This window comes from Rhodococcus sp. 15-649-2-2, assembly GCF_002258645.1.
Lineage (GTDB): Bacteria > Actinomycetota > Actinomycetes > Mycobacteriales > Mycobacteriaceae > Rhodococcoides.
On sequence record NZ_NPFM01000028.1, the window covers coordinates 206,590 to 223,364 of the forward strand.

The 16,775-nt window shown below is 65.4% G+C and carries 15 protein-coding genes; 7 read left to right on the forward strand and 8 right to left on the reverse strand.

The window, feature by feature from the left end:
* Positions 1-61: 61 nt before the first annotated feature.
* On the forward strand, positions 62-961 hold the full coding sequence (locus CH305_RS18850; protein WP_094704585.1) for a shikimate dehydrogenase: 900 nt from the start codon (positions 62-64) through the stop codon (positions 959-961).
* Positions 958-2,847 (forward strand): sugar phosphate isomerase/epimerase and 4-hydroxyphenylpyruvate domain-containing protein, encoded by a 1,890-nt coding sequence (locus CH305_RS18855; protein WP_094610066.1) that lies wholly within the window; start codon positions 958-960, stop codon positions 2,845-2,847. The genes CH305_RS18850 and CH305_RS18855 overlap by 4 nt, the downstream gene beginning before the upstream one ends.
* Before the next feature lie 34 nt (positions 2,848-2,881).
* Here CH305_RS18855 and CH305_RS18860 read toward each other — a convergent pair whose 3' ends face one another.
* Genes CH305_RS18860 through pcaH form a run of 6 tightly spaced genes read right to left on the reverse strand, consistent with a single transcriptional unit; the run spans position 2,882 to position 8,790 of the window.
* On the reverse strand, positions 2,882-4,093 hold the full coding sequence (locus CH305_RS18860) for an acetyl-CoA C-acetyltransferase (RefSeq protein WP_094610067.1): 1,212 nt from the start codon (positions 4,091-4,093) through the stop codon (positions 2,882-2,884).
* On the reverse strand, positions 4,086-4,907 hold the full coding sequence (locus CH305_RS18865) for an IclR family transcriptional regulator (protein WP_037151053.1): 822 nt from the start codon (positions 4,905-4,907) through the stop codon (positions 4,086-4,088). Before CH305_RS18865 ends, CH305_RS18860 begins: the two co-directional genes overlap by 8 nt.
* The gene (gene pcaD / locus CH305_RS18870) at positions 4,904-6,073 is read right to left on the reverse strand and encodes a 3-oxoadipate enol-lactonase (protein WP_094704586.1); all 1,170 of its coding nucleotides are present in this window, start codon (positions 6,071-6,073) and stop codon (positions 4,904-4,906) included. Before pcaD ends, CH305_RS18865 begins: the two co-directional genes overlap by 4 nt.
* Complete coding sequence (pcaB, locus tag CH305_RS18875) at positions 6,070-7,419, reverse strand: 3-carboxy-cis,cis-muconate cycloisomerase (RefSeq protein ID WP_094704587.1); 1,350 nt, start codon at positions 7,417-7,419, stop codon at positions 6,070-6,072. The genes pcaD and pcaB overlap by 4 nt, the downstream gene beginning before the upstream one ends.
* Before the next feature lie 23 nt (positions 7,420-7,442).
* Positions 7,443-8,081, reverse strand: coding sequence for a protocatechuate 3,4-dioxygenase subunit alpha (gene pcaG, locus CH305_RS18880; protein ID WP_094704588.1), 639 nt, complete (start codon positions 8,079-8,081; stop codon positions 7,443-7,445).
* Positions 8,074-8,790 carry a protocatechuate 3,4-dioxygenase subunit beta gene (gene pcaH / locus CH305_RS18885; protein ID WP_032402390.1) on the reverse strand — a complete coding sequence of 239 codons (717 nt, stop codon included), beginning with the start codon at positions 8,788-8,790 and terminating at the stop codon, positions 8,074-8,076. The genes pcaG and pcaH overlap by 8 nt, the downstream gene beginning before the upstream one ends.
* Before the next feature lie 108 nt (positions 8,791-8,898).
* On the opposite strand from pcaH, the gene CH305_RS18890 reads away from it, so the two are divergent.
* Together CH305_RS18890 and CH305_RS18895 are read left to right on the forward strand one after the other, a co-directional pair.
* A complete protein-coding gene (locus CH305_RS18890) occupies positions 8,899-9,648 on the forward strand; it encodes a CoA transferase subunit A (RefSeq protein ID WP_179278346.1) in 750 nt (249 codons plus the stop codon).
* Positions 9,645-10,292, forward strand: coding sequence for a CoA transferase subunit B (locus CH305_RS18895; RefSeq protein WP_032379210.1), 648 nt, complete (start codon positions 9,645-9,647; stop codon positions 10,290-10,292). The genes CH305_RS18890 and CH305_RS18895 overlap by 4 nt, the downstream gene beginning before the upstream one ends.
* Here the strand turns inward: CH305_RS18895 and fdhD are convergent.
* Together fdhD and malQ are read right to left on the reverse strand one after the other, a co-directional pair.
* A complete protein-coding gene (gene fdhD, locus CH305_RS18900; RefSeq protein ID WP_094704589.1) occupies positions 10,269-11,114 on the reverse strand; it encodes a formate dehydrogenase accessory sulfurtransferase FdhD in 846 nt (281 codons plus the stop codon). The genes CH305_RS18895 and fdhD overlap by 24 nt on opposite strands.
* A 60-nt stretch (positions 11,115-11,174) precedes the next feature.
* Complete coding sequence (gene malQ / locus CH305_RS18905; protein ID WP_256983891.1) at positions 11,175-13,361, reverse strand: 4-alpha-glucanotransferase; 2,187 nt, start codon at positions 13,359-13,361, stop codon at positions 11,175-11,177.
* Positions 13,362-13,508: 147 nt separating this feature from the next.
* Between malQ and CH305_RS18910 the strand changes: the two genes are divergently transcribed.
* Genes CH305_RS18910 through CH305_RS18920 form a run of 3 tightly spaced genes read left to right on the forward strand, consistent with a single transcriptional unit; the run spans position 13,509 to position 16,774 of the window.
* On the forward strand, positions 13,509-13,940 hold the full coding sequence (locus CH305_RS18910) for an anti-sigma factor (RefSeq protein WP_032379208.1): 432 nt from the start codon (positions 13,509-13,511) through the stop codon (positions 13,938-13,940).
* Positions 13,940-14,722 (forward strand): SigB/SigF/SigG family RNA polymerase sigma factor, encoded by a 783-nt coding sequence (locus tag CH305_RS18915; protein WP_032379207.1) that lies wholly within the window; start codon positions 13,940-13,942, stop codon positions 14,720-14,722. Before CH305_RS18910 ends, CH305_RS18915 begins: the two co-directional genes overlap by 1 nt.
* Before the next feature lie 60 nt (positions 14,723-14,782).
* Positions 14,783-16,774, forward strand: a complete 1,992-nt coding sequence (locus CH305_RS18920; RefSeq protein ID WP_094704590.1) for a prolyl oligopeptidase family serine peptidase — start codon at positions 14,783-14,785, stop codon at positions 16,772-16,774.
* Position 16,775 lies beyond the last annotated feature (1 nt).

The window sequence follows — 16,775 nt, forward strand, 5'->3', positions numbered from 1 at the left end:
GACGGCGTAGTACCGTCGATCTAACTCACCAATTAGTACATTAAATAGCTAGGAGATCGAGATGCCGGAATCCGTGCTCTGTGGACTGATCGGGACGGGTATCGGCAAGTCGCTCACGCCCGCCATGCACGAGAAGGAAGGTGTCGAGCAGGGGCTGAACTACCTCTACCGCATCATCGATCTCGACCGACGTGGGCTGACTGTCGAGGATCTGCCCCGCCTGGTAGCGACGGCCGCCGACGTCGGATTTCGTGGACTGAACATCACTCACCCGTGCAAACAACGCGTCATCGGTTGCCTCGACGAGCTCTCCGACGACGCGGCCCGACTCGGGGCCGTCAACACGGTGGTGTTCGCGGACGGCCGAGCCGTCGGACACAACACCGACTGGTCCGGATTCGATCGCAACTTCGGCCGCGGGTTGCCCGGTGCCGACCTCGCCGATGTGGTCCAACTCGGTGCAGGGGGAGCAGGCGCAGCCGTCGCGTACGCCATGGCGCGCCGCGGCGCAGCCACACTCACCTTGGTGGACGCCGATCCTGTTCGAGCGCAGCAACTTCGAGACTCCCTTGTGGCGATGTTCCCCCATGTCGAGATTCTCTCGGCCGGACTCGATCGGCTCGGCGCCGTCCTCGAAACCGCGACCGGGCTGGTGCACGCGACCCCGATCGGAATGGTGGAGCACCCGGGATCGGCCGTGCCCGAGCACCTCCTGGATCCGCGCATGTGGGTGGCCGAGGTGGTCTATCGTCCGGCGGAGACCGAGTTGCTCTCGGCCGCAGCCAGAGTCGGTTGTCGAACGCTCAGCGGAACCGGGATGGCCGTATTCCAGGCCGCCGATGCATTCGAGATCTTCACCGGCCGCACCGCCGATGCGGATCGAATGATCGCCCACATGAGCTCGTTGATCGAGCTGGAGGATCGCCTCGCTGCCACTGCGGTAGCCGGAGCGCTCGCATGAGCGCCGTCGCGACGTCCGTCGCCACGGTCTCGCTCAGCGGATCGCTCGACGAGAAGATGCGTGCCATCGCAGATGCCGGGTTCGACGGCTTCGAGGTGTTCGAGCCGGATCTGATCAGCTCACCCGACCTGCCCGAGGACATCGCGAAGAAGGCCGCCGATCTCGGCCTGACTCTCGATCTCTATCAACCGTTTCGGGACGCAGACTCGGCAGACCCGGATCAGTTCGCCCGTAACCTCGTTCGCATCGAGCGCAAGTTCGACGTGATGGAGCAATTGGGATGCGATCTACTGCTGGTGTGTTCCTCGCCGCTGGCCGGTGCTGTGCGCGAGGACGATCTGCTGATCGAACAGATGGCGATTCTGGCCGAGCGTGCGCACCGGCGCGGAATGCGATTGGCGTACGAGGCGCTGGCCTGGGGCACCCACGTCGATACCTACGGTCATGCCTGGGACATCGTTCGACAGGTCGACCATCCGGCACTCGGCACCTGCCTGGACAGTTTCCACATCCTCTCCCGCGGTGACGATCCCGCGGGAATTCGCGACATACCGGGCGAGAAGATCTTCTTCCTCCAACTGGCCGACGCACCTCACCTGGTGATGGACGTGTTGCAATGGAGCCGCCACCATCGGTGTTTCCCCGGGCAAGGCAACTTCGATCTTGCTCGCTTCGGAGCGGACGTGGTTGCCTCCGGCTACACCGGACCATGGTCGCTCGAGATCTTCAACGACGTCTTCCGGCACTCCGACACCGGGCGAACGGCATCCGACGCCCATCGCTCGCTGCTGTACCTGCAGGAGCAGGTGCGCGCCATCGAAACACCCTCTGCAGAAACAGATCTCTTCTCGCCTCCACCGCCCGGTCCGATCGAGAACGTCGTATCCCTACGGATAGCGGCGGGGCCGGCGAAGGCAGCGCAGCTGGGGACCGTTCTGCGCCAGTTGGGTTTCGACCTGACGGCTGCACACAGCGAACACGGACTGTCGTTGTTCACCCAGGGTCCACTGGCGGTGGCGGTCGACACGACCGTGGACACGTTGTGGACTGCGCCCGGCGTCCCGGCCCACTTGCCCGCGTTGGCTCAGATCGGCGTCCGTAGTGAGCGCCCCGATCTGTGGCTCACTCGGGCCCGCGCTCTCGGCGTCACCGCATCCACCGTCACCATGCCGGGTGTTGCGGACGCGACCGACGCGGTGGTGCGCCTTGCGGTGACCGGCGCAACCTCGCTCGACCTGCGCACCCGAGACAGTGCGGGTGCCTGGCAGTCGGCGTTCGACCTGGCACCTCGGGTGACAGAACGCCATGACGCCTGTGTCTCCCACGTCGACCACATCGCTCTGGCCGTACCCGCGGAGAGCTGGGACGGCGTGATGCTCTTGTTGCGTTCTGTGTTCGGCATGGTGCCCCGCGACGGGCAGGACGTCGTCGACGCGATCGGCCTGGTGCGGAGCCAGGCCCTCACGCTGGACACCGCGGGCGGCACGATTCGGCTCTCGCTCAACATGGTTCCCGGCCGGCCGTCCGACTCGGACCCGCTGCCCGCCGCCCGCCGCGGAGGCGTCGGACACGTGGCGTTCGGATGCGAGGACATCTACGCTGCGGCGTCGGCGATGGTCGACCGCGGCCTTACCCCGTTGCGTATCTCTCCCAACTACTACCGCGATCTCGACGCGCGATTCGAGCTCGGATCCGACACCTTGGACGCGATGCAACGCCTGGGAATTCTGTACGACGCGGACGCGTCCGGCGGGGAGTTCTTCCACTTCTTCACCGGAACCGTCGGCGACGATCTGTTCTTCGAGGTGGTCCAGCGAACAGGTAGCTACGAGGGCTACGGGGAGACCAATTCCGCGGTGCGACTGGCGGCTCAGCTGCAGGAGTGACGCCCGCAGGCAGCCGGCCGCCCGTCGCCGTGGGTCAGGTGAGGCGCTCGAAGACCGCAGCCAGGCCCTGGCCACCGCCGATGCACATCGTCTCGAGTCCGTAGCGGACCTCGCGGCGATCCATCTCGCGAAGCAGGGTGGCGAGAATGCGAGCTCCGGTTGCACCGACAGGGTGTCCGAGCGAGATGCCGGAACCGTGCGGGTTCAGTCGAGGGTCGTCGGATTCGATGCCCCAGGAACGGGTGACGGCGAGGGCCTGGGCAGCAAATGCTTCGTTGAGTTCGATGATTCCCATGTCGTCGAGGCTCAGACCGAGCCGTCCGAGTGCCTTCTCGCTGGCGGGGACCGGCCCGATACCCATGGTGCGCGGAGCAACTCCGGCGACACCCCATCCGGCCAGTCTGGCCAGCGGCCGAAGACCCAGTGCAGCAGCCTTGTCCGGAGTGGTGACGATCGCAAGCGCGGCACCGTCGTTCTGGCCGCTGGCATTTCCCGCCGTCACCGTCGATTCGGGATCGATCGACGCGCGAATAGCCTTCAGCTTCGCGAGTGACTCCACAGTCGTGTCGGCACGGGGATGTTCGTCGGTGGTGACGAGGAGTGGATCCGACTTACGTTGGGGGACAGACACTCCGACGATCTCTTCGGAGAACACCCCGCTGTTCTGTGCGGCGACCGCGCGCTGGTGGGATTGGACTGCCAGCGCATCCTGATCGGCTCGGCTGATCGAGAACTCGGCGCGAAGATTCTCTGCGGTCTCGATCATGCCGCCGGGCACGGGAAAGTTCTTGCCGCCTGCGGTCACTCGTGCCCGAGCGAGTCGGTCGGACAGGGCCACCGCCTCGGCTTTGACGCCCCAACGCATGCCGGTGGCGTAGAACTCGGTCTGGCTCATGCTCTCGACGCCGCCCGCCAGAACCAGATCGTTGCCGCCGGACTGAACCTGCATGCACGCGTGCAGAATCGCTTGCAGGCCGGAACCGCAGCGCCGGTCGACCTGCATGCCGGGGACGTCGATACCCAGGTCGGCGTCGAGTGCTGCGATACGTCCGATCGCCGGCGCATCGCCGTTGGGCGACGCCTGGCCCAGGATCACGTCGTCGATGTCGGCACCGGAAATGCCGGTCCGGGCAACGAGTTCCGCGATGACCGTGCCGGCCAGGGCTTGGGCGGAGATATCGCGGAACTGACCGCCGAAGCGGCCGACCGGGGTTCGAAGGGGCTCGCAGATCACGGCGTCAGGCATGGTTGTTTCCTCGCTTGTCGTTGGGTCCGGTACTCACCCGGAGCAGGTCGGTCTCGATGGCGCGGGTGGCGTCGAGCAAGGCCGGGAGTAGTTCGGTGCGGACTTCGTCTGCGGAATGACGCGCAGCTTGCGTCGAGACGTTCGCCGCCGCGACAACCACGCCGTTGCTGTCGTGGATGGGTGCGGCGATCGATCGCAGGCCCTCTTCGAGTTCCTGATCCACCAGACAGAAGCCCTCGGTCCGTACTCGTTCGAGTTCGCGTCCGAGGGCAGCCGCCGAGGTGAGCGTCTTACCGGTCAATGCAGTCAGCTGGATTCGGTCGAGGTATGCCGCGAGCTCGTCGGCCGGTAGACCGGCCAGCAATACGCGTCCCATCGAGGTGGCGAACGCGGGGAATCGCGTACCGATGTTGATTCCGACGGTCATGATGCGGCTCACCGGAACTCGGGCGACGTACACGACGTCGTCACCGTCGAGAATCGACACGGAGGACGATTCGCGTACCCGTTCTGCGAGAGCCTCCAGATGCGGTCCGGAGACTTCCGGCAGGGACAGGCTCGACAGATAGCTGTACCCCAGTTCGAGCACGCGAGGGGTGAGCCAGAACAAGGAACCATCGGTTCGGACATATCCGAGCTCGACGAGCGTGAGCAGAAACCGTCGAGCAGTGGCGCGAGTGAGTTCGGTTGCTCTCGCGACATCGGAGAGCGTTCGACGCGGATGCTCGGCGTCGAACGCTCGAATCACCGCAAGTCCGCGGCCGAGTGATTGAACGTAGTCCGAGGACGGTGCCGGCGATTCCCCGGAGTTCACGAGCTACCCGAATCGGTCTCGGCGATGGCCGCGTTCGCCAGGCCGAATGCGCTGTTGCTGTTCGGAACCCCCGCGTACACCGCGGTGTGCAGAAACACCTCGGCCAGTTCGTCCGGTGCCAGTCCTGCGCGGAGCGCTGCGCGAATGTGCATATCGAGCTCGTGCTGGTTGCCTACGGCCGTCAGAATCGCCAGGGTCAGGAGTCTGCGGGTGTGGTGGTCGAGTCCGGGGCGGCTCCAAATGTCACCCCATGCGGTGCGGGTGATGAAATCCTGGAACGGCGCGGTGAATTCGGTTCGCGCGGAGATGCTTCGGTCGACGTGAGCGTCGCCGAGGACGCTGCGCCGCACCGCCATGCCGGTGTCGTGGGCCGCCGCCCGGCCCGCAGCGTACGGATCCGACCCGATGTGTGCGGCGATCGCTGCGGTGACGGGTCCGGCCTGCTCGACGTTGGCCAAGTGTGCTGCAGGGTCGAGCACTCGGAACGTCGATCCGGTGACACCGTCGGCGATGATCTTCAGATCCTCGGGTGTGGTCGAGGGGTCCTGACGGCCTGCCATCACGAGGGTCGGGGAGCTGATTCGACCGAGGTCTGCGCGAGAGTCCCAGTCGGACAACGCCTCACAGCATGCCGCGTAGCCCTCGTCGGAGGTGTCGACGATCATCCGCCGATGCCGTTCGACGAGATCGGTGTCGCGACCGGCGAGTTCGGGAGTGAACCACCGGTCGAGTACTGCGTCGGCCACCGAGGCCGTTCCGCCCGCGCGGACCGTGGCCGCGCGATCGAGCCACTGCGCGGGCTCACCGAACTTGGCTGAAGTGCACAGCAACGTCAGAGTGTGCACTCGCTCCGGTCGATGGATGGCGATCCACTGCGAGACGGCACCGCCTAGCGAGAGGCCGACTATGTGAACGCGCTGCAGGTCCAATGAATCCAGCAGGGCCAGGACGTCTTCGGCCAGATCCGCGACGGAGTACGGGCCAGGGGGCACCGGGGATGCCCCGTGCCCACGCAGATCGACGGCGAGTACTCGAAGCGACGCGGAGAGCGGACCGACCTGCGGGTTCCACATCGATCGATCGGAGCCGAGGGAGCCGATCAGCACGACTGTCTCGGCCTCGGTGCCCGGTCCTTCGACGAGTCGGTGAGCCAGTGCGACTGTCATCGTGAGTCCTTCGAGTCTGAGGTGTTGTCGGTGTCGAGAGCGAGCTCGGCCAGGATGGTGTCGACCAGATCGGATGCGTGGCCGAGATACCCGGCCGGGTCGAGCAACTCGCGCACCGTCGGCGGTGCGAGAAATTCGGTGATCGCAGGGTCGGTGTCCAACGGTGCTCCGGCAGCACATCGAGCGGTCACGATGTCCCGGGCATCGTTCGTATGGTGCGACAGGGCTGCCGTGACACGTTCGGCGAGAAGCGCTCCGCCCGTCGCGTCGAGATTACGAGCCATCATCTCGGGATGTACGTGTACGCCGCCGAGGCTGCTGGCGATGCGGTGTGCTGCGCCGCCGGTGAGGCGCAGCAGGTCGGTGATCGTCTCCCACTCGGCGTGCCATGCTCCCGCGGCGCGCTGGTACTCGTGATCCATGTTCGAGAGCACCGTCGATAATGCCCCCGGCACGCGGCGGGCCGCGGCGCGAGCCGTGATGGCCGCAACAGGGTTTCGCTTGTGCGGCATGGCCGAGGATCCCCCCGGCGCGTCCTCGGACAGCTCGCCGAGCTCGGTGGCGGACATGGACACGATGTCCCCGGCGATCTTCCCGATCGCCCCGGCGGCCGTGCCCAACGCGCACGCGAGATCCGCGATTGCCGTGCGCTCGGTGTGCCAGGGCGCGACCTGCGGAGCGAGTGACAGTTCGGCGGCCAGCGCGGCGGCTATGGCCGGGCCGTGCGGATACACGGCCGCGAGAGTGCCTGCGGCTCCGCCGTATTGAACCGAACATGCTCGCCGAACGGCCGTCAGGCGGGTGCGCGCACGATGCAGCCCCGCCGTCCAGTTCGCTGCGACGAGGCCGAACGTGGTGGGCAGCGCCTGCTGACCGAGAGTGCGCGCCGCCATGGGCGTGGTGCGATGCTTCAGTGCGAGATCGCGTGCAGCGCGGCACGCGTCGTCGAGCGAGGCGTCGATGGCGGCGAGCGCATCGCGCGAGACCAGCATCAGTGCCGTGTCCATGATGTCCTGGCTGGTGGCACCGGGATGCACTGCACTGGGCGGAACTGCAGAGGGTGACACAGCCCTGCGAAGCATCGTCACCAGCGGAATGACGGGGTTTCCGCCGGCGGCCGCATCGAGCCCGAGCTGGCTGATGTCCAGCGACGAGCCGAGCTCCGCGGCTGCAGCAGAGACGACGTCCGCGTGGTCGGCATCGACCAGTCCGACCGAGGCCGCGGCACGCGAGAGTGCAGCTTCCACGTCGAACATCGCTGTCACCCAGGCGCGGTCTCCAACGAGTGGTGCGATGGAGTCGCTGCCGAACGTGGGATCGAACAGTGCACCTCGGTCGGATGCCATTGTCCTCCTTCGCGAATCGTTCGTCACAGTTCGAAGAACGGAGTCTCGTCGCCGTCCGGGTCGGTGTTCTGCAGCACGATATCGAGGTGATAGCCGCCGTCGACCGACCGTGCGACGAGTCTGGCACGCTTGTGCTCGGGCAAGGCGGACAACACCGGATCGACGGCGTTGGCCTCGGCCTCGTCGGGGAAGTACACCCGGGTCACGACCCGTTCGAGCATTCCGCGAGCGAAGATGCCGACGTCGATGTGCGGAGCCTCGACGGCACCGTTCTCGGCGGGCAACGGTCCCGGCTTGATCGTGGTGATCGTCATCGTCCCGGTCGCGTCGGCGAACGCTCGCCCGAATCCGCGAAAGCCCTCGATGCGTGGCGCAACTGCGCCCCGTGGGTCGTCGGAATGATCGAACCTGCCGTCGGCATCGGCTTGCCAGGTCTCGATCATGGCGTCGGCCATGGGGGTTCGGGAGCCGTCGATCAACGTGAACGTCACCGTGACGGCACCGTCCGTGCCCGGCGGCACCACGTGTTCGCCGTCGGGCCACAGCAGTCCGATGTGGACGTACGGTCCCACCGTCTGGGACGGGGTCTGTCCGAAGGGGGCGGTGGTGAAGTCGGCTCCGGTGACCACGGGGTAGCGAGGCGCGAATTCTGGGTCAGTCATCGTGGTCGTCTTCCTCGAAGGGGGTGGCGTTTCGGCCGCGCAGCACGATGTCGAATCTGAAGCCGAGTGCCCAGTTCTCCTGCGTTGCTTCGTAATCGAACGTGCTGATCATGCGAGCGCGAGCGTCTTCCGGTGCGGCGTTGTAGATCGGATCCTGGAAGAACATCGGGTCGTCCGGGAAGTACATCTGGGTCACCAACCGTTGGGTGAACGCCTGTCCGAACAACGAGAAGTGAATATGGGCGGGACGCCACGCATTGTGATGATTGCCCCAGGGGTATGCGCCCGGCTTGATCGTGGTGAATCGGTAACGGCCCTGCTGGTCGGTGAGCACTCGGCCGACTCCGTCGAAGTGCGGATCCAGTGGTGCCGGCCAGCGGTCACCGGTGTGTCGGTATCGCCCGCCCGCGTTGGCCTGCCACACCTCGACGAGCGTGTTGGGGATTGCCTTGCCGTCACTGTCGAGTACTCGGCCGTGCACGATGATGCGCTGCCCCTGTGCTTCACCGCCGTTCGCCAGAGTCAGATCGGCATCGGCGGCGGTGATCCGCCCCTCGCCCAGTACCGGTCCGGTGATCTCGGTGAGTCGCTGGGGAAGCAGCGTCAATGGCTGTGCTGGGTGTCGCAGAGCCGTGGTGCGGTACTCGGCGAAGTCTCGCGGGGCGTTGGTGCCCGCTTGATCCCGATAGTCGGGCGGGAGATGAAGCATCGAAGGTTCCTCACGATCGTGGTGATCTACGCAATAGCTACCCTACGGAAGTGTTCGCATAGTGGCAAGGTGTTCACATAACGCACGAATTCGGGTAGCGTGGATCTCATGTTGGACAAAGTCGTGGCCAGCGCCACCGAAGCCGTATCGGACATCCCGGACGGATCCTCGCTCGCCGTGGGGGGATTCGGACTGGTCGGAGTGCCGGAAATCTTGATCGACGCAGTACTCGCGCAGGGTGCCACCGATCTCGAGACCATCAGCAACAACTGTGGAACCGACGGATTCGGTCTGGGAGTTCTGTTGGCACAGCACCGCATTCGTAGAACGATCAGCTCGTACGTCGGGTCGAACAAGGAGTTCGCGAGGCAGTACCTGTCCGGCGAACTCGAAGTCGAACTCACGCCCCAGGGCACTCTTGCCGAACGACTGCGCGCCGGCGGTGCCGGAATCCCTGCCTTCTTCACTCCGGCAGGTGTCGGGACGCAGGTTGCCGACGGTGGACTCCCGTTGCGCTACGACGGCAGCGGCGGAATCGCCCTGGCCGGTCCGCCGAAAGAGACACGCGAATTCGATGGCCTGACCTACGTGCTGGAGCGCGGCATCGTCGCCGACTACGCACTCGTGCACGCGTGGAAGGGCGATCGACACGGGAACCTGGTATTCCACGCCAGTGCGCGAAACTTCAATCCACCTGCGGCAGAGTCGGGGCGGATCACCATCGCGCAGGTCGAGCATCTCGTGGAGCCCGGCGAGATCGGGCCGGACGAAGTGCACACTCCGGGCATCCACGTGCAGCGGGTGGTCCACGTCGGACCGGTCGAGGTCGGCATCGAGCAGAGGACGGTACGAGCATGAGCGAGAAGATGACCCGCGAACAGATGGCCGCTCGGGTGGCACAGGAACTCGGTGACGGACAGTACGTGAACCTGGGCATCGGAATGCCCACGCTCGTGCCCAACTACATCGCCACCGACATCTCGGTGATCCTGCACTCCGAGAACGGAGTCCTCGGAGTCGGCCCGTACCCCACCGAGGACGAGCTCGATCCCGAGGTCATCAATGCAGGCAAGGAAACCATCACAGTCCTTCCGGGTGCCTCCTACTTCGACTCCGCGCAGTCGTTCGGAATGATCCGTGGCGGCCAGGTCGACGTGGCAGTCCTGGGTGCGATGCAGGTCAGTGCCACCGGTGATCTGGCGAACTGGATGATCCCCGGGCACATGGTCAAGGGCATGGGCGGCGCGATGGATCTGGTGCACGGAGCGCGGCGCGTGATCGTCATGATGGAGCACGTCTCGCGCAAGGGTGAGCCGAAGATTCTCGAACAGTGCACCCTGCCGTTGACCGGCAAAGGCTGCGTGCACAGGATCATCTCCGACATGGCCGTACTCGACGTCACCGAGAACGGTCTCCGTCTCGTCGAGACCGCACCGGGTGTGTCCGTGGACGACGTCGTGAACGCGACTGCAGCCGAACTACTGGTCGACGTGATCGCCTGACACCAGTACGCGGTCGGTACAGGAGTAGAGGTTCATCGACCGACCGCGAAGGAATCCGATGACCGTCAGACCCGACTCGGTCGCCAGATCCACCGCCAGAGACGACGGTGCCGACACTGCCGCGAGGATCGGTATGCCGGCCATCACGGCCTTCTGCGCCAGCTCGAACGAGGCGCGGCCACTGACCATCAACACCATGCCGCGCAGCGGAATTCGATCGTTGGTCACGGCCCAGCCGACGACCTTGTCGACGGCGTTGTGGCGTCCGACGTCCTCGCGCAACACCAGCATCTCACCGTCGGCGGTGAACAGCGCCGCGGCGTGCAGACCGCCCGTCGCATCGAAGACTTTCTGCGCAGCGCGCAGTGTGTCCGGCAACCCGGCAAGAGTCTCCGAGGTGACGACGACCGTGTCGGCCGCGGGGGAGTGCTTGGTGCGCAGTCGAATTGCATCCAAGGATCCCTTACCGCACACCCCGCACGACGACGTCGTGTAGAAGTTCCGTTCGACGCCCGTCTCCGGGGGAGCGACGTCCTGGGCCAGCGTGAGATCCAAGACGTTGTACGTGTTCGCGCCCTCGTCGTCGACCCCGTCGCAGTAACGAGCTGCAGCGATGTCTGCTCCCGAGGCGATCACGCCTTCGGTCAGCAGGAAACCGTGTGCCAGCTCCACATCGTGTCCGGGGGTGCGCATGGTCACGGCCAATGCCTTGCCGTCGACCCGTAATTCGAGCGGCTCTTCCACCACCAGGGTGTCCGGGCGCTCGACTCGGTGCCCAGCTCGGAGGCGGACCACCGGTCTGCGAGCAGTGATGCGGCCCATCAGTACCGGCTGTCTTCACGGCGAATGCGGTAGTTCATCCTTCGATTGTGGACCTCGGCGTCATCGGTCCGTCGACTCGGTGGCCATAGCCGCTGCCAACGACACCATCCGGGGATGGTCGACGAGATCCTCGACCAGCACACGCCTGCCGTCTGCGTCGGCCAACGGAACCTTCCAGTTCTCGTACTGGGTTTCGTCGGTTCCTGGCTGGTTCTGAATGCGGTGTTCGCCGACAGCGTCCACGAGAGCGACACCGATCAGCAGAGACGGACTGCGCTGCACGAGACGATGCAGAGCCTCCACCGTCCGATGATCGTCGGCGGCGGTGTCGGTGTGAAGCAACCCGCGTTCACGTGCCAGGTCGAGAACCGCCTCGCGCTTGCGTGCATCGACCTCCTTCTCGGCGTCGATGTCGCGTTCGAGCAAGCCGAGACGTGAACGCAGGTCGATGTGCTCACCACGGAGATACCCGGCTGTGGGTGGTAGGTCGTGCGTGGTCACCGAAGTCAGGCAGAGACTGCGGTACTCCTCGGGCGCGATCGGCCCGGATTCGTCGGCTTCGAACCACAGGATCGAGGTGCCGAAAATGCCGCGTTCGGTGAGGTACTCCTGCACCATCGGTTCGAAGACCCCGAGATCCTCACCGACCACCACCGCGCCCGCACGCTCGGCCTCCAGCGCCAGAATGCCGATCAATGCTTCGTGGTCGTACTCGACATACGTTCCGCCGCCGGCATTCTCGGCCTCCTGCGGAATCCACCACAGACGGAACAGGCCCAGAATGTGGTCGACGCGGATGCCGCCGGCGTGACGAAGGATCGTGCGCAGCATGTCTCGATACGGGATGTACGCCATTTCTCGGAGGCGGTCGGGGTCCCACGGTGGCTGATTCCAGTTCTGGCCCTGCTGGTTGAAATTGTCCGGCGGCGCGCCCACCGTGACACCCGAGGCCAACACATCGCCGAGCGCCCACGCGTCGGCTCCGCCCCGGGCCACACCGACCGCAAGGTCGTGCATGATGCCGATGTCCATCCCCGCCTCGAGCGCACCGCGTTGCGCGGCGGCGAGTTGCTCGTCGCAGATCCACTGCAGCCACATGTGGAAGTCGATGCGATCGGCCAGTTTCGCGCGTTGCTCTCGGACGAAGTCGGTTCGTGGATGCGCCGCCCGATCGGTCCAGACCGGATCCTGAGGGCCGAATTTCTCTGCAAGCGCACTCCATACCGCGAAGTCGCGCAGTCCGGTGCCCTCACGCTCGACGAATGCGCGGTACGCGGATTCGCGAGCCGGGCTGCGTTCGACCTTGTGAACGCGTTCGAGGGCACGAAGTTTCGCCGTGAACGTCCGGTCCCGATCCAGCTTCTTGGTTCGTGTGTTCGCCTTGTCGAACCGTCTCGCTGCGTCGTGGATCTTGCCGAACTGCTTCGGCGAGAGTTGTGCGGTCTCGCGAATGTTCTCGACTCGAATGTAGAGCGAGTTGAAGAATCGACGCGTGGTCGGCAGGTACGGGGATGCCTCGACCGGGGTGGTCGGTCGGTCGGCGTGCAGTGGATTGACGAGAAGGTAGTCGAATCCGTGCTCGCGGCCGGCGATGTCGGCCATGTCCTCGAGATCGGCGAGATCGCCGATTCCCCACGATCGTCGCGATCGCACCGAGTACAGCTGGGTGAGCAGTCCGGTCCGCTGTCGATCAGCCAGTTCCGCGTTGGGCGACAACGACTTCGGTGTGACCACCACGACCGCTTCCGATGTACGGACCGTGTTGTCCTCGCTGATCGTCGTCGCGGTCAGACTGTGCCAGCCGAGCGGGGCGTTGCCGGGAACGACGAAGGTGGCGCGACCGATCAGGTGGCCGTCGACCTCCCGTGGATCGACCCAGACGTCGGCTTGGGTGATGTCGATCGACTCACCGTCCTCGGAGACCATCGAGACTTCCACCGGATTGCCGTGCGGCACATGCACCCACACCGCGGAATCGGTGCCCTGCGTGGCCACGACCACCGGTGGTAACAGCCGTCGCCAGGGTGCGTTCTCGATGTCGGCCAGTGCTCGGTCGACGTCCTCGGCCGACTCGGTGGCGTAGCCGCGTGCGGTGAGCACCTGTTGCAGGGTGTCGTCGCTCACTTCGTGTTCGGTGTCGTCCCAGCCCCGATACGAGGTCGAAGTGCCGAGACGTCGGGCGAGAGTGCGAAGTGCCTGCGAGTGATCCACGGTGTCGATCGTGCCAGGTCGCCGCCCGTGCGTCATCCGGGCCACCGGGTCGTTCATCGATCGTTCGTCCGGCTGCGGTGCCGGAAGACCCGGTTCCCGAACTGTGAGGATTGAAACGTGGTCGTCTGGGTAGTCTTGCTCGGCAAACGGTAATTCAGTGCGCGGCGACGATGGGAAGTGCGGATGGCTGGGGTCAGCAAGATCGAAGAACTGGAGCGAGGTTCCGGTGCACCGGTCGAGCTGAGGGTGCGCGCCGAGGCCGACCAGCTTCCGGTGGTACGCGCCGTCGCAGAAACCCTCGTGGTTCTGAGCGACTTCACGCTCGACGACATCGCCGACGTCAAACTGGTCGTCGACGAAGTGTGTTCGCAACTGATCAAGGGCTCGGTGGCGGACTCGGAGCTCTCGTGCCTGTTCTCGGTGAGTGACTCCGGAATCCGGATCGTCGTCACGTCCACGTTGGCTGCCACGTCCGTGCCGAAGAAAGACAGCTTCGGCTGGCACGTTCTGCAAACCCTGACCGACTCCATCGAGCTGCGCGCAGACGACGCAGACGACAGCGATGCGGTTCGCACGGTTGCCATCGACGTGGTCAAGCGGAGGAGCACGATCTAGTGCCGGTGCACGAACGAAGCACGCGGCGAGAGTCCGACGACTACAGCGACGTTGTCGCTCTGATTCAGCAGATGCAGGCGCTCGACGAGAATTCGCCACAGCGCCGAGTGCTGCGCGATCGCATCATCACCCGTTGCCTCCCGCTCGCCGAACACATCGCACGCCGATTCGGCGGTCGTGGCGAAGCCCACGAGGACCTGCTGCAGGTCTCCCGTCTGGGCTTGGTGAACGCAGTCGACCGATTCGACATCGAGCGCGGATCGGACTTCGTCTCGTTCGCTGTGCCCACGATCATGGGCGAAGCTCGCCGCTACTTCCGCGACGCGGGATGGTCGGTTCGGGTGCCGCGGCGCATGAAGGAACTGAACTCGATGATCTCGCAGGCGGTGGGCTCGTTGTCGCAGAAGTTGGGCCGAGCTCCCACAGCCAGCGAGATCGCCGTCGAACTCGGAATCGACGTCAAGGAAGCGTCGCAGGCGCTGCTCGCGCGCAGCGCGTACCAAACCGTGTCGGTCGACTCGGTGGTCAGCGAAGATCGCCTCCCGCTGATGGACACCCTGGGTGCCGACGATCCCGAACTGGAAAAGATGGAGAGCTATCTCGCCGTCCGCCCTGCGCTGGAGAAGCTGCCCGAGCGGGAACGGCGCATCGTGGTGCTCCGCTTCTTCGGGTCGATGACCCAGACTCAGATCGCGGAGAAGGTGGGAATCTCGCAGATGCACGTCTCGCGGATCCTGGCTCGTACTCTCGCCCAGCTCCGAGAGGATCTCGGCGAGGACTGAGGGCAGGAGTGGAGCCCGCGGAACGACCATAGTGGACTACCGTTTGGCTAGGCTCGGTGTATGAGTATCTACGACGACGTCGACGAGTACATCGGAGCCCGGCGAGTGACCGATGTGGCCGTGACCGCCGACTTTTTGCGAGCGGTGATTTCCATTGCTGCACTCGATGATTCGCGGACCGAGTACCGAACGTCGTTGTGGGAGCTCGACGTCGACGGCAGGTCACCTGCCCGGCGCATCACCCACGGCGAGTGGGGTGAGAGTGCGCCGATGTTCACCGCTTCCGGTGATCTGTTGTTCTCGCGTCGATCGAACAAGGACGATCCGGCCAGGCTGTGGATTCTGCCTGCCGCGGGCGGCGAAGCGCGACTGCTCGAAACCCGATCCGCCGGGCTGAGCGGGATCAAGGCCGCTGGTTCGGAGGCCGTACTCGTCGGATTCTCCCCGGTATTCGGCTCGTCGAGCACCGAGGAGGACGACGACGCTCTGCGCACCGAGCGCACGGCCAACAAGGTGAATGCGATTCTGCACACCGGTGTTCCGGTGCGCTACTGGGATCACGATCTGGGTCCGGCGACTCCACACCTTTTCGTGGGATCGGCGGACGGTTCGCCAGGACTGCGTGACCTCACCCCGGATGCGCGCACAGGACTGCACGAAGCAGCCTTCGATGTCAGCGCCGACGGTTCGTTCGTCGTGTCCACCTGGGTCGTTCCCGGCTCGCTGGGGACCGTGCGGACAGTGTTGGTGCGCATCGAGATCGAGACGGGGGAGCGGACGACGATCGTCGACGATGCCGATGCCGATCTGGGAGCCCCGGCGATTTCACCCGACGGCGGGTCCGTGGCGTTCGTGCGTGAGTCGATCTCCACCCCCGAGGACGCGCCGCGAATGACATTGCAGCGGTACGACTTCGGCGACTCTTCGGTCTCCGATCTCGCGACCGGTTGGGATCGGTGGCCGAGCGACCCGGTGTGGCTGCCGGACGGATCAGGATTACTGGTGACCGCAGACGACGACGGCCGGTCGCCGATCTTCGTCGTCCGCGACGGTGCGGAACCGCGTCGGCTCACACAGACCAGCGATGCCTACACACATGTGCACGTGTCCTCGGACGGCACCAGGGTGCTGGCGCTCGCCGCCTCGTATCTGGCTGCGCCGCATCCGGTGTCGATCGAGCTGTCCGACGGTGCCGTCACTGCATTCGACACCGGCATCGACCACAGTCCGTTGCCCGGAACTCTCACCGAGATGGACACCATCGTCGCCGACGGTGCCCGGGTACGCGGTTGGCTGGCACTGCCGGTCGGGGCATCCGAGCTCGAGCCCGCTCCTTTGTTGCTGTGGGTGCACGGGGGCCCGCTGAGTTCGTGGAACACGTGGTCGTGGCGCTGGAATCCGTGGCTGATGGTCGCTCGTGGGTACGCGGTGTTGCTGCCCGATCCGGCGCTGTCCACCGGTTACGGCCAAGAGTTCGTGCAGCGAGGTTGGGGCGCGTGGGGCAAGGCCCCGTTCACCGATCTGATGGCGTTGACCGACGTTGCCGTCGCACGGCCGGATATCGACGACACCCGCACCGCCGCCATGGGCGGGTCCTTCGGCGGGTACATGGCCAACTGGATAGCGGGCCACACCGATCGGTTCGACGCCGTGGTCACCCATGCGAGTCTGTGGGCACTCGATCAGTTCGGACCCACGACGGACGCGCCGTGGTACTGGTCGCGGGAGATGTCTCCGGAGATGGCCGTGGAGAATTCCCCACACCTGTTCGTGGCGGACATAGCAACGCCGATGCTGGTGATCCACGGCGACAAGGACTATCGCGTGCCGATCGGCGAGGGCCTGCGGCTGTGGTACGAGCTGCTCAGCGAGTCGGGTCTGCCGGCCGACGACGAGGGCAACACCGAGCATCGATTCCTCTACTTCCCCGCCGAGAACCACTGGATCCTGAGTCCCCAGCACGCCAAGGTCTGGTACGAGGTCGTGCTGGCATTCCTGGCGCAGCACGTGCTGGGCGAGAGCGCGTCGATGCCGCGAATCCTCGGCCACTAGA